The sequence below is a fragment of the Yoonia sp. genome, assembly GCF_046292185.1.
Classification (GTDB): Bacteria; Pseudomonadota; Alphaproteobacteria; order Rhodobacterales; family Rhodobacteraceae; genus Yoonia.
The window spans coordinates 1-13,309 of sequence record NZ_JBKBQY010000094.1; the positions used below are offsets into that span (position 1 = coordinate 1).

Consider the following 13,309-nt stretch of genomic DNA (forward strand, 5'->3'; position numbering starts at 1 on the left):
GTAATCCTGCAATTCGGTATAGATCGTCCAGCCGTTGGGGTGCCAGAAGACCTGACCGGGGGCCTCTTCCTGCATGTGGAACAGGTTCATTTCGCGGCCCAGTTTGCGGTGGTCGCGTTTGGCGGCCTCTTCCAGACGGTGCAGGTGTTCCTTGAGGCCTTCCTTGTTGGTGAAGGCGGCGCCGTAGATGCGTTGCAGCATCGCGCGGCTGCTGTCGCCGCGCCAATAGGCCCCGGCGATGGACATCAGTTTGAAGGCGTCGGCAGGCACTTGGCCGGTGTTCTGCAGATGCGGGCCACGGCAGAGGTCCTGCCAGTTGCCGTGCCAATACATGCGCAGGGGTTCGTTGCCGGGGATCGCCTCGATCAGTTCGACCTTATAGGGTTCGCCCCGGTCGGTGTAATATTGCACGGCGCGGGCGCGGTCCCAGATTTCGGTGCGGACATCATCGCGTTTGTTGATGATTTCCTTCATCTTTCTCTCGATCAACCCGAGGTCTTCGGGCGTGAAGGGATCCTTGCGGTCGAAATCGTAGTACCAGCCATCCTTGATCACGGGGCCGATTGTCACCTGTGTGTCTGGCCAAGTTTCCTGCACCGCGCGGGCCATGATATGGGCGAGGTCGTGGCGGACGAGTTCCAGCGCGGGGCCTTCGTCCTTCATCGTGTTGATGGCGATCTGCGCGTCGGTCTCAATCGGCCATTGCAGGTCCCAATGCGCGCCGTTGACGGTGGCGGAAATCGCCTTTTTGCGCAGGGATGTGGAAATGTCGCTGGCGACATCGGCGGCGGTGACGCCGGCGTCATATTGGCGGCTGTTGCCATCGGGAAAGGTCAGGGAAATCTGTGCCATCGGCAAGCTCCTCGTCGGTTTGGCGCCCACGGAACGCCCGGTTGCGGGTTATGTGTGGCGGTTGATGCCGCCACCGGGCCACATCGTCAAGCGGATTGCGCCTTCTGCGGGGGTTGTATGCCCAGATATACGTTGGCTGCGACCTGTCGCAGGGTGAAACCGACCTTAGTTTCCGATACGAAACCTCGGTGAGAGGACGCCCCATGCCCAGCTACAACCGCATGTTTGATCTGAGCATTGCCGATATCGCGTTGATCGAAGAGGCGCTGCGCGCGCGGGGGCGGGAATTGTCGCGGATGCGGCTGGCGTTGGAAATGGATAACCCCGTCCATGTCGAAAAGATCGGCGTGATCGTGGAGGATCAGCGCGCGAGTCGTTGCTGGGCCGGTTGCATAGTCAGAAAATCTTTTTCCGTCCACGTAAACCGGTCTATGTCGGTGGGTGAGATACATTCATAGCCACCTTGACGCCTGACCCGCCGGTCCGGCGGGAGCCAGCCATTGTCCAGCACCACCACCCAGAAGATTTTCGACAGCCTGACACGCAAGACCGACCCTGACCCTGAACTGCCGGATGCCGCGCAAAGGGTGGAGCCGGGCAATTTTCTGCGCCATATCTGGTCGCTGGGGGCAAGCAAATTGGCCGATGGTCTGATCGACCCGAAGCTGGTGCTGAGCTGGCTGTTGTCGCATCTGGGCGCAGGGGCATTCTGGGTCGGGCTGCTGGTGCCGGTACGCGAGGCGGGGGCCTTGCTGCCGCAGCTATTGGTGACGCCGGTGATTTCGCGCACCGCGCGGCGCAAATATTTCTGGGCCGGTGGCGCGCTGCTGCAGGGGGCATCGGCGGCCGGGATCGCGCTTGTCGGGCTCACGCAGGAGGGGGCCGTCGCGGGCGGGCTTATCATTGCGTTGCTCGCGCTGTTGGCGGTCGCGCGGTCGGTCTGTTCGGCGAGTTACAAGGACGTGCTGGGCAAGACTGTCGGCAATGCGCGGCGCGGCACGGCAATGGGATTGGCCAGTTCGGCGGGCGCTGTCGGGGTGATCCTGTTCGCGATGGTGCTGATGTCAGGGGTTGGGGACCGCTATGTCATCGTGATTGCGGCGATCTTTCTGGCGGCGGTGTGCTGGCTGACGGCGGGCGCGATCTTTTTCCGGCTGGACGAGACCCCGTCAGCGGGCAAGGACACCGATCTGAAGCGTGCGTCATTCGGGCTGCTGCGCGACGAGCCGCAATTGCGGCGGTTCATCCTGACCCGGTCGTTGCTGGTGGGCACCGCACTCGCGCCGCCCTATCTGGTGCTGTTGGACAGCGCCAGCGGGTTGGGCGCGTTGGGAGCGTTGGTGCTGGCCTCGGCGCTGGCGTCGCTTTTGTCGTCATTCGTCTGGGGGCGGTTGTCAGACAAATCATCCCGGCTGGTGCTGATCCTTGCAGGCTGCGGCGGGGGCGGGGTGATGGTCACCACCGTAGCGCTGCATCTGGCGGGGTGGACGGCGGCCCCTCTTGTGTTGCCGTTGGCCCTGTTCGGGCTGATGATCGCGCATCACGGTGTGCGGCAGGGGCGCAATACCCAGTTGGTGGATATGGTGGATGCGGATCAGCGGACGGCCTATACCGCGTTGTCCAATACAATCGTCGGGCTGGTGCTGATCGGGGGCGGGGCTGTCTTTGCGGCAATCGCGGCGATCAGCGTGCCCTTGGTGCTTGGCCTCTTTGGGGGGATGTGTTTTGCTGCCGCCGTATTCGCCACCGGGCTGGAAAAGGTGCAAAATGACTAAAGACTTCATGACCCCGCAAGGGCGCAGGATCGCCTATCATCTGAGCGACGGGACCGGGCCTGCGGTGGTGTTCCTTGGCGGGTTCAAGTCGGATATGGGCGGAACCAAGGCGGTATTCCTCGAAGCTTGGGCGCGCAAACGCCGCACGGCATTCCTGCGGTTCGATTATTCCGGTCATGGCGAAAGCGGTGGCGAATTTACCGACGGCGCGATCGGTGACTGGTATGAGGACGCCAAGGCGGCCATTAGTCTGATCGCGGGCCCGGTCATTCTGGTCGGGTCCAGCATGGGCGGGTGGATATCGCTGCTGATCGCACGCGCGATGCCGGAGCGGGTGGCCGGGCTGGTGACCATCGCTGCCGCCCCCGATTTCACCGAAGACAGTATGTGGTCCAATGCGACAGAGGCGCAGCGTGAGGCGTTGATGACCGAAGGCCAGATCGCCCTGCCGTCGGACTATGGCGATCCCTACATCATCACGCGCCGGTTGATCGAGGATGGGCGCGGGCATCTGGTGTTGCGCGACCCGTTGCACCTGCCGTTCCCGGTGCGGTTTCTGCAGGGCACGGAGGACCGCGATGTCGATATGTCCGTGGCGCTGCGCCTGCTGGATCATGCGCAGGGGCCGGATATGCGGCTGACGTTGGTCGCTGGGGCGGATCACAGGTTTTCGGATGACACCTGCCTTGATCTGATTGCCGCCAGCATTGCGGATGTCGAAAGCCGTCTTCGGCGGGGTTAGGCAGAGCTTTGCCCATGGCCCTTGTAGTGGCGGGAGTGAAGGGCGAAAAGGAGACGCTGCCGCAAACGGCATCCTAGCAGTCAGGTCTTTTTATCAATGCCAAGTGAAACGCTGGTCTTCATACCCCCCATGCTGTGTGACGCGGGTGTGTTCGGGCCACAGATCCTTGCCATGGCGAATGACCATGCGGTGATGTTCGCGCCAACCACCAAAGGTGAGCGGATGGAAGAAATCGCGTCCCAGATCCTGACATGGGCACCGGGCAAATTCGCGCTGGCAGGGATGGGTATGGGTGGCATCGTCGCGATGGAGATGATCCGCCGCGCGCCCGACCGTGTTACGCGGATCGCGCTGATCGCGACCAGCGCGCAATCCGAAACGCCCGATGCCGCCGCCGCGCGCGAACCGCAGATTGTCGCTGCCAAAAGCGGTGCACGCTGGCAAGAGGTGCTGGAGGCCGAGATCAAATCAAGCTGGATGGCCCCGACGACAGACCGTGTCGCGCTTGCGCGGCACCTGACGCAGATGGGGCAAGTGCTGGGGCCGGCGGTCTATGTCAGCCAATCGCGCGCGATGCAGCGACGAAAGGACCAGCAGGCGACTCTGGGCAAGATCAGGCAGCCCGCTGTCGTGATCGGCGGCAGGCATGACGGGCAATATCCGGTGAAACGGCAGGAATTCATCGCCGAAATGATCCCCTATGCCAGGCTGGAGATCATCGAGGATGCGGGCTATCTGCCGACGCTTGAAGCGCCTGATCAGGTGACAGATGCGCTGCGCCGCTGGATGGCCATGCCGCAGCCGTGAACCAGCGGGCAGGTTCAGGCGGCTGCGTTTTTATTGGCGGGTTTGGCTGCGTTGCCGGAATTGGCGTCGATGAATTCCAGCACCAAAGGCCGGATGTTGTTGCGCCAGCTGCCGCCCGCGAAAATCCCGTAATGCCCGGCACCGGGTTCCAGATGCGCGAACTTCTTGCTGTCGGGCAGCCCGGTCAGCAGATCAAGTGCTGCAAGGCACTGGCCGGGTGCAGAGATATCGTCCTTTTCGCCTTCCACGATCTTGACGGCGACGGTGGTGATCTTGCCCATATCGACTGGCTTGCCATTCACGGTAAAGCAATTGCGCGCGATATCGCGGTCCTTGAAGATCCGTTCTACCGTAGACAGATAGAATTCGGCGGTCATATCCATCACGGCCAGATATTCGTCATAGAACAGGTTATGTTTGTCGTGTTCGGATGCTTCGCCATTGGCGATTTTGACGATCTGGTCCTGAAAGGCATTGCTGTGCGTTTCGAGGTTCATCGAGATGAAGGACGACAACTGCAACAGGCCGGGATAGACCTGTCGGCCCACGCCCTTGTATTTGAAGCCGACACGCTGGATCATCGTCTGCTCCAACTGCCCCATCGTGACAGAGCGCCCGAAATCCGTGACCTCTGTCGGGTTGGCGTCGGGATCGACCGGCCCGCCGATCAGGGTCAGGGACCGCGGCTGCGCCTTGGGGTCTTCTGCCGCCAGATAGGCCGTGGCGGCCAGCGCCAGAGGCACCGGCTGGCAGACCGCAATCACATGCGTGTCGGGGCCGAGTTCGCGCATGAAATCGACCAGATACAAGGTGTAGTCATCAACGTCGAATTTGCCTGCGCTGACCGGGATGTCGCGGGCGTTGTGCCAATCGGTGATATAGACATCGGCATCGGGCAGCAGGCTGACCACGGTCTTGCGCAGCAGGGTCGCATAATGGCCCGACATCGGGGCGACCAGAAGCACGCGGCGCTTGCTGGCCTTGCGGCCTGGTGTGGTGAAATGCAGCAGATCGCCGAAGGGGCGTTTGAGCACGCGTTCGATGACGATCGGATGGTCGCGGCCCTTGTCGTCGGAAATCGGTGGCAGGTTCCAGTCGGGTTTGACGACCATGCGTGCAAAGGTGCGTTCCGTCACCTCGCCCCAGGCCTTGAGCCAGTCCATCGCCGGATTTGCGGCCCATGACATCATAGGATAGGATGCAAAGGCGCGCGCTGTGGCGCCAAGCCACTGATGTGTGTTACGGGTGCTTTCCATCATGTCATAGGTCATCATATACTTCATAAAACACTCCGATGGGTTGCGCATAATGCTGCACGTGCAGCATAGGCATAGGTGAGGGAACATGACAACAAACGAATTGGGGAGCCCCGAAGAAAACGGGGCAGGTGTTGCAAAACTGGAAGCAAACCTTGCCCGGGTCGAGGAACTGACACAGCGTTTGTTGAAAGTGATGGGGCAGGCCCGCAAAGTGCCACCGGCACTGCAGGGGCCCAGTCAGGAACTTTATGTCAAGGCGGCCAGCGCCTATATGAACGAGATGATACAGAACCCTGCCAAGCTGATCGAACATCAGCTGGAATTCTGGGGCAAGTCGGTCAAGCATTACGTCGAGGCGCAGCATCTGCTGGCGCAGGGCAAGCTGACCCCACCCAGCGATGACACCCCCAAGGACAGGCGGTTTTCGCATGAATTATGGGATACAAACCCCTATTTCAATTTCATCAAGCAGCAGTACCTGATCAATGCTGCCGCCGTGCAGCAGGCGGTCGAAGATGTCGATACGCTGGACGAGGATGAAAAAAAGCGCCTGCGCTATTTCAGCCAGCAGATGGTCGATATGATCAGCCCGACGAATTTCCTGCCTACCAACCCCGAGGCGCTTGCGCTGGCGGCGGAAACCGAAGGCGAAAGCCTTGTCGCGGGGCTGGAGAACATGATTGCCGATCTAGAGGCAAATGGCGGTGATCTGGTCGTCACCCTCGCGGATAAAAAGGCGTTCAGGCTGGGCGAGAACCTTGCCACCACACCCGGATCTGTCGTGTTCCGCAACCATCTGTTCGAACTGATCCAATACGCGCCCAGCACGGACGAGGTGCATGAGATCCCGCTGCTGATCTTTCCGCCGTGGATCAACAAATTCTATATTCTGGACCTCAAGCCGCAAAACAGCCTGATCAAGTGGGCCGTCGATCAAGGTTACACGGTTTTCGTCGTGTCATGGGTGAACCCGGACCCGTCCTATGCCGGCACGTCGATGTCGGATTACGTCGAAGACGGCTATCTGACCGCCATTGCAGAGGTCAAAAAGATCTGCGGTGTCAAAAAGATCAATGCGGTGGGATATTGCATCGCAGGCACGACCCTGTCGCTGACGCTGGCGTTGATGAAACAGCGCAAGGATAGTTCTGTCAATTCTGCCACTTTCTTTACCACGCTGACGGATTTTTCTGACAGGGGCGAGGTGGGTGTATTTCTGAACAATGATTTCATCGACGGGATCGAGGCGGAAGTGGCAACCAATGGCATCCTCGATTCATTTTTCATGTCGCGGACGTTCTCTTACCTGCGATCCAATGATCTGATCTATGGACCGGGGATCAAAAGCTATATGATGGGCAAGGCACCGCCGGCGTTCGACCTGCTATACTGGAATGGCGATGGTACCAATCTGCCTGCGAAAATGGCCGTCGAATATTTGCGCGGCCTGTGTCAGGACGACCGCTTTGCCAATGGCGACGGGTTCGAGATTTGCGGGACAACCGTGCGGCTGAAAGATGTGACCGTCCCGCTGTGTGCCGTGGCCTGCGAAACGGATCATATCGCCGCTTGGAAAAGCAGCTATGTGGGCATCCAAAAGATGGCGTCAAAGGACAAGACCTTCATCCTGTCGGAATCCGGCCATATCGCCGGGATCATCAATCCGCCCAGCAAAAAGAAGTACGGGCATTTTACAAACGCTGAAACAGAGCTGTCGGCGGATGACTGGCGCGAATCTGCGCAAAAGCATGAAGGGTCATGGTGGCCGCGCTGGGATGCGTGGCTGACGCCTAAATCCGGTAAATCGGTGCCTGCGCGCACGCCTGGCGATGCGGATCACCCCGTCCTTGCACCAGCACCCGGAACTTATGTTGCCGCTAAGTAACCCGTTTGAAAGCACTTTTTGGTATTTACAAAAAATTCATGCTGCACTGCAGAAAAAGACTTGAAATGCTGCAGTGCAGCATTCATATTGGTGTCAGACGAAAACAGCGGATGTTGATCCGCAAACACAAAGGATTGCTCCAATGGCTAAGACCCAAGATTTCACCGCCGTCTTCAAAGACATGATGGGTTCGTTCCCAGTCGACACCAAGTCGATGGAAGACAGCTTCAAGAACCAGACTGCTTTGGCAGAAAAAATGTCCGCCGTTGCCATCGACGCAGCGACCAAATCGACCGAATTGTCGGCGAAATGGGCACAGGACACATTGTCCAAGATGCAGGCGATGACCACTGCGAAGACAGAGCCTGCTGATTATGCAAAGGCGATGACCGATTTCGCAACCGCGACATCGGAATCCGCCGCCGAGCATATGGCCGCTTTCGCCGAAATCGCGAAAAAAGTGCAGACCCAGACCATGGAAATGGTTCTGGCCGCTGGCAAGGACATGTCCGAGGACATGACCGCCGCTGCGAAAAAAGCCACGGATGATGTGACGTCTGCCGCGAAGAAAGCCTCGGCTGCAAAGTAAGCTGAGTGACATAATTAGAATTTTATCAGTAGATTGTTTCTTGAACGGCCCGCATCATGCGGGCCGTTTTCGCATGAGGTATTGCTTTTCTTTTCTACGGACGCGGCCTAGGCTTGCCGCATTGCAACATTTCCCGGAGGGCGCGTCTTGGCTGACACCAACAAACCATTGCTGATCAAGCGGTATGCAAGCCGCCGTCTGTATAATACTGAAACCAGCGATTATGTGACGCTGGAAGATATCGCGCTGTTCATCCGCGAGGGGCGCGAGGTCCAGATTGTCGATCTGAAATCAGGCGATGATCTGACGCGGCAATATCTGTTGCAGATTATCGCAGAACACGAAAGCCGGGGCGAAAGCGTGTTGCCGGTTGATGTGCTGACCGATCTGGTGCGCAGTTACACCACGCAGGCCGCATCGGTGGTGCCGCAATTTCTGAAAGCCAGTTTCGAAATGCTGCGCGACGGGCAGTCCAAGGCGATGGAAAACATGACCAAGGCCAATCCGATGACCGCGATGCCGGGTTTTGATGCGATGCGCGCGCAGCAGGCCGCGTTCTTCAAGGCGATGACAGGCGGGATCGTCGGGGCCGGATCCGGTCCGGCGAAAGAGGAAGATGAACTGAACGAGATCAAGTTGCAGCTGGCCGCGTTGCAGGACAAATTATCGAAGATGAACAAATAGGCGTCAGACGCCCAGCCGGTCGCGCAGGGCGTACCATGTCATCGCCAGCGTCAGCAATGGTGCGCGCAACGCCGGACCGCCTGGGAAGTTCGGCACCTTCAGCCCTGTCAGCGTGTCGAAACGGCCGGCCTGACCGGCGATAGCTTCGGCCATGATCTTGCCCGCCAGCCCGGACAGGGCGACACCGTGGCCGGAAAACCCCGCAGCCGAGATGACGTTGGGCGCCATCCGCTGCACCGCAGGCAGCCGCGTCATGGTAATGCCTAAGGTGCCGCCCCAGACGTAATCGATCCTGACCCCTTTGAGCTGAGGGAACAGATGGGTCATCCGCTGGATCAGCGCCGTGCTGATATCCTTGGGATAGCCGATGGAATAGCTTTCGCGCCCGCCAAAAAGGAACCGATTGTCCTCGGACAGGCGATAGTAATTGACGACGAATTTGCTGTCGGCGACCGCGATATCGCGGGCGAGAACATCGGATGCGCGGGCGCCCAGGGGTTCGGTGGCGCAGATGAAACTGTTGATCGGCATCACCTTTGCTGCGACCGCGTGATTAATGTTGGGCAGATAGCCGTTGCCTGCCATGATCACATGGCGCGCCGTCACCTTGCCGGATGCAGTGTGGATTTTGGCAGGATCACCCATGGTGACGCCCGTGACCTCCGACAGGTCATAAAGCCGCGCACCTGCCGATTCTGCCAGCCGCGCCAGCCCCAGCGCATAGCGCAAGGGATGGATATGGCCTGCGCCCATATCAAGCAGGCCGCCCTGATAAAGCGGCGATTTCACCAGATCGCGCATCGCGTCAGGGCTGAGTTTCTCGATCTGGTCATAGCCGTAGTGCTGCGCCAGATAATCGGCATCGGCAGCATAGTCGCGGGCCTCGCCGGCGGAATAAAAGCCATGCGCGACACCGGGGCGATAGCGCGCCTGGGGGATGTGGTTGGCGCAGGTTTTGCGGATATCGGCCTTGGCTTCTTCGGCCAAGGCCCACAAAGCTGCCGCCTGATCCTTGCCCAGTTTACGCGCCAAGCTGGGCTGGCTGGCGTTGTAGCCGCTACCGACCTGCCCGCCATTGCGCCCTGATGCACCGAACCCCGCGCGATGCGCGTCGAGAACGACGACATCGAGGCCCTTTTGCGCCAGATGCCAGGCGGCAGACAGCCCGGTATAGCCCGCGCCGATGACGCAGACATCTGCCGTGATATCGCTTGTCAGGGACGGGCGCAGGGGGGGAATGTCGCTGCTGGCAGCGTACCAGCTTTGCGGCATTTCGCCCGGACGGTCGTTGCGATAAAGCGGGTTCATACGTTTAACAGCAAATGTTCACGTTCCCATGGGCTGATGACTTGCAGGAATTCCTTGTATTCAAGCCGTTTGACGATGGAATAGACCCGCGCGAAATCTTCGCCCAGCACATCACGCAGTTCCTTGGCCTCATCAAACAGATCGAGGGCGTCAGACAGCGACCCCGCAATTTCAGAATCGGACTCGTAGGCTTCGCCGACCCAACGTTTGTCGGGGCGAATTTCATTCTTCAGCCCCAGATAGCCGCAGGCCAGCGATGCCGCGATGCACAGGTACGGGTTGCAATCCATCCCCGGTAGCCGGTTTTCGATCCGGCGTGCGCCAGGGTCAGAGATCGGGATGCGGATGCCAGTGGTGCGGTTATCGCGGCCCCATTCAAGGTTCACCGGGGCTGCAGAATCCGGCACATACCGGCGGTAGCTGTTCACATAGGGCGCGATCACGGCGATGGCGCTCGGCATATGTTCCTGCAAGCCACCGATAAAGTGGAAAAAGGCATCGGTTTCGCCGCCACCGGGGCCGGTGAATATATTGCGGCCTTTCGCATCCAGCACGGAATGATGGACATGCATCGCGGAACCCGGTTCACCTTCAATCGGTTTGGCCATGAAGGTGGCGAAACAATTGTGGCGCAGGGCAGCCTCGCGGATCAGGCGTTTGAAAAAGAATACCTCATCCGCCAGCTTGATCGGGTTGCCATGGCGCAGGTTGATTTCCAGCTGACCGGCACCGCCTTCTTGCGCGATGCCGTCGATTTCAAACCCCTGAATCTCGGCGAATTCGTAGATGTCGTCGATCACCGGGCCGTAATCATCGACCGCCGACATCGAATAGGCCTGCCGCCCGGCGGCTGGGCGTCCGGTGCGGCCCATCATCGGTTCAATCGCTTTGGCGGGGTCAATGTTGCGGCCAACCAGATAAAATTCCATCTCGGGCGCAACGACGGGGGTCCAGCCTTCGGCCTTGTACAGGTCCACGACCCGGCGCAGCACGTTGCGGGGTGAGAACGGGACCGGATTGCCCTTTTGGTCAAAGGCGTCGTGGATCACCTGCAACGTGCCATCAGCGGCCCAAGGCGCGGCGGTTGCGGTGGATAGATCGGGTTTCAGGATCATGTCGGGTTCAAGGAAACCGTCCGGCCCTGATGCCTCACCCCATTCGCCGGTGATGGTCTGGAAAAAGATCGAATTGGGCAGGTGGAAATGGCCCTGCTTTTCCCACTTGCCCGCAGGCACGGCCTTGCCGCGCGCGATGCCGGGCAGGTCGGCGATGACGCATTCGACCTCGTCCAAGCGGTTTGCTTCCAGATAGGCAGAGGCCGCGGCAGGGATTTTTGTGGTCCAGCTCATGCCAATGTTCTTTCTTTGAAAAACTGCGCGATCTGTGCGGCCAACCGGGGGCTATCCACCGGTTTATCCAGATCGTCGCGGACCTGCGCCAATTGTGCGTCAGGCACGTTGCCGGGGCCGCGATATTTCAGCAGGCCGTCAATGACAGGCGTGTCGAATTCAGGATGCGGCTGGACTGTGAAAATCCGGTTGCCATAGACCAGCGCGGCATTCGTGCAGAAATCATTGCTGCCCACGACGGTCGCATCATCAGGGCGCGTGATCACCTGATCCTGATGCCAGGCATTCAAGGCGTAATCTGTGCCATTGATCTTGTATTGCTGCCGTCCGACGGCCCAGCCGCCATCGAATTTTGCGACCTTGCCACCCAAGGCCTGCGCGATGATCTGATGGCCGAAACAGATGCCGACCAGTGGCAGATCGGCGGCATAAATCTCGCGGATCAAGGTTTCCAGTGGCGGGATGAAAGCGTGGTCTTCGTAGGCACCATGTTTGGACCCGGTGATCAGCCAGCCGTCACAATCGCTGACCGCCTGCGGGAATTCCATATCGACGACGTTATAGACGACAAAGTTAAAGCCATTGCCGCCCAACAGCCGTTGGAACAGATCCGCAAAATCGCCCGTGGTCGGGCGCAATTCGTCCGGCGCGTGCCCTGTTTGCAGGATGCCGATTTTCATAATTTCACCATGTGTTGGGTTTCAAGGCCAAACTAACCTGCGAACCCAACCGCTGCAAGCGGCAGGCTCAGACAGTATCGAGATAAAGTTCCAGCTGCTCTTCTTCGGACAATTCGGCGAAATAATGCAATTCCTGCCGCTTGGTCATCACCAGATTTTCTACCAGCGTTGGGTCAAAGATACGCCGCGCCAGCGGACTGTGTTCAAAGGCGTCAATGGCCGCGGCCCAAGTGTCCGGGATCTGGGCCAGATCCTGATCATAGGCATTGCCGGAAATCGGGCTTGGGGGTGTCAGATCATCCTCGATCCCGATCAGGGCTGACCCCAGCACAGCGGCGAGGAACAGATAGGGGTTCACATCGCCCCCCGCGACGCGGTGTTCGACGCGGCGCGCCTTGAAACTGCCCCCCGGCACCCGGACCGATGCGGTGCGGTTGTCATAGGCCCAGCAGACGCCGGTCGGCGCGTGGCTTTCGGGGACCAGCCGTTGATAGGAATTGCCATGTGGCGCAAAGATCAGCGCAAGGTCAGGGATCCCTTTGAGGCAACCGGCAATCGCGTTATGCAGCAGGCGGGTGCCCTCAAAGGTGTCATTTGCCATCAGATTGTTGCCTTCGGCATCGACCACTGAAAAATGCGTATGCAGACCGGAGCCGGCATATTCCTCGTAGGGTTTGGCCATGAAGCTGGCCGCCATGCCGTGGTTGCGCGCCAGACCGCGCACCAGCATCTTGAACAGCCAGGCATCATCCGCCGCTTTCAGCGCATCGGGGACATGTTCGAGGTTGATCTCGAACTGGCCCATCCCGACCTCTGATATTGCGGCCTCTGCGGGGATATTCATCGCGTCGCAGGCATCGTACAGATCGTTGAAGAACATATCGAAGGCATCAAGTGCGCGCAAAGACAGGATTTCCGCACCGGGGCGGCGTTTGCCGGACCTTGGGGATCGTGGCTGGCGGATACCGTCGCCGCTGTCATCGACCAGATAGAATTCCATTTCTGTCGCGACGACAGGCGTCAGCCCGCGTGCCTTGTAGCGTTCCACCACACGCGCCAGCGCTTGTCGCGGGTCACCGGCAAAGGGTGTGCCGTCTTCGTGAAACATCCACATCGGCAGCAGGGCGGAGGGGCTGTTCAGCCAGGGCATTGGGACATAGCCACGTTCCGTGGGCATCAGCACACCGTCGGGATCGCCTGCCTCGAACACCAGCGGGCTGTCTTCGACGTCTTCGCCCCAGATGTCGAGGTTAAGGATCGAAAACGGGAACCTTGTGCCTTCTTCTTCCAGCTTTGCGGCGAATTTGCGTGGCACACGCTTGCCCCGTGCCTGACCGTTCAGGTCAGCGGCACCACAACGCACATTGCGTACTTCGGGA

General features: G+C 59.5%; 13 protein-coding genes. 7 read left to right on the plus strand and 6 right to left on the minus strand.

Annotation, left to right across the window (positions count from 1 at the left end):
* The coding region (locus ACK4TM_RS14510) for a TGS domain-containing protein (RefSeq protein WP_409702507.1) at nt 1-852 on the minus strand (852 nt) is incomplete at its 3' end.
* Between the two features lie 203 nt (nt 853-1,055).
* On the opposite strand from ACK4TM_RS14510, the gene ACK4TM_RS14515 reads away from it, so the two are divergent.
* From ACK4TM_RS14515 to ACK4TM_RS14530, 4 genes are all read left to right on the plus strand, one after another.
* Nucleotides 1,056-1,310 (plus strand): hypothetical protein, encoded by a 255-nt coding sequence (locus tag ACK4TM_RS14515; protein WP_409702509.1) that lies wholly within the window; start codon nt 1,056-1,058, stop codon nt 1,308-1,310.
* 42 nt (nt 1,311-1,352) lie between these two features.
* Nucleotides 1,353-2,627 carry an MFS transporter gene (locus tag ACK4TM_RS14520; RefSeq protein ID WP_409702511.1) on the plus strand — a complete coding sequence of 425 codons (1,275 nt, stop codon included), beginning with the start codon at nt 1,353-1,355 and terminating at the stop codon, nt 2,625-2,627.
* Nucleotides 2,620-3,369, plus strand: a complete 750-nt coding sequence (locus ACK4TM_RS14525) for an alpha/beta fold hydrolase (protein ID WP_409702513.1) — start codon at nt 2,620-2,622, stop codon at nt 3,367-3,369. Before ACK4TM_RS14520 ends, ACK4TM_RS14525 begins: the two co-directional genes overlap by 8 nt.
* Before the next feature lie 96 nt (nt 3,370-3,465).
* On the plus strand, nt 3,466-4,176 hold the full coding sequence (locus tag ACK4TM_RS14530; RefSeq protein ID WP_409702515.1) for an alpha/beta fold hydrolase: 711 nt from the start codon (nt 3,466-3,468) through the stop codon (nt 4,174-4,176).
* Between the two features lie 14 nt (nt 4,177-4,190).
* Here ACK4TM_RS14530 and phaZ read toward each other — a convergent pair whose 3' ends face one another.
* Nucleotides 4,191-5,459, minus strand: a complete 1,269-nt coding sequence (phaZ, locus tag ACK4TM_RS14535; protein WP_409702517.1) for a polyhydroxyalkanoate depolymerase — start codon at nt 5,457-5,459, stop codon at nt 4,191-4,193.
* A gap of 61 nt (nt 5,460-5,520) precedes the next feature.
* Between phaZ and ACK4TM_RS14540 the strand changes: the two genes are divergently transcribed.
* The 3 genes from ACK4TM_RS14540 (at nt 5,521) to phaR (ending at nt 8,593) form a co-directional block, all read left to right on the plus strand.
* Nucleotides 5,521-7,320, plus strand: a complete 1,800-nt coding sequence (locus ACK4TM_RS14540; RefSeq protein ID WP_409702518.1) for a PHA/PHB synthase family protein — start codon at nt 5,521-5,523, stop codon at nt 7,318-7,320.
* A 142-nt stretch (nt 7,321-7,462) separates the two neighbouring features.
* Nucleotides 7,463-7,909 carry a phasin family protein gene (locus ACK4TM_RS14545; protein WP_409702520.1) on the plus strand — a complete coding sequence of 149 codons (447 nt, stop codon included), beginning with the start codon at nt 7,463-7,465 and terminating at the stop codon, nt 7,907-7,909.
* 147 nt (nt 7,910-8,056) lie between these two features.
* Nucleotides 8,057-8,593: a polyhydroxyalkanoate synthesis repressor PhaR gene (gene phaR, locus ACK4TM_RS14550; protein WP_409702522.1), complete on the plus strand. Its 537-nt coding sequence runs from the start codon at nt 8,057-8,059 to the stop codon at nt 8,591-8,593.
* A 3-nt stretch (nt 8,594-8,596) separates the two neighbouring features.
* On the opposite strand, the gene ACK4TM_RS14555 is transcribed toward phaR, so the two are convergent.
* The 4 genes from ACK4TM_RS14555 to ACK4TM_RS14570 all read right to left on the minus strand — a co-directional run.
* Nucleotides 8,597-9,901, minus strand: coding sequence for an NAD(P)/FAD-dependent oxidoreductase (locus tag ACK4TM_RS14555; protein WP_409702524.1), 1,305 nt, complete (start codon nt 9,899-9,901; stop codon nt 8,597-8,599).
* Nucleotides 9,898-11,250: a glutamine synthetase family protein gene (locus ACK4TM_RS14560; RefSeq protein ID WP_409702526.1), complete on the minus strand. Its 1,353-nt coding sequence runs from the start codon at nt 11,248-11,250 to the stop codon at nt 9,898-9,900. Before ACK4TM_RS14560 ends, ACK4TM_RS14555 begins: the two co-directional genes overlap by 4 nt.
* The gene (locus ACK4TM_RS14565; protein WP_409702528.1) at nt 11,247-11,930 is read right to left on the minus strand and encodes a type 1 glutamine amidotransferase; all 684 of its coding nucleotides are present in this window, start codon (nt 11,928-11,930) and stop codon (nt 11,247-11,249) included. The genes ACK4TM_RS14560 and ACK4TM_RS14565 overlap by 4 nt, the downstream gene beginning before the upstream one ends.
* Before the next feature lie 67 nt (nt 11,931-11,997).
* The coding region (locus ACK4TM_RS14570) for a glutamine synthetase family protein (RefSeq protein ID WP_409702530.1) at nt 11,998-13,309 on the minus strand (1,312 nt) is incomplete at its 5' end.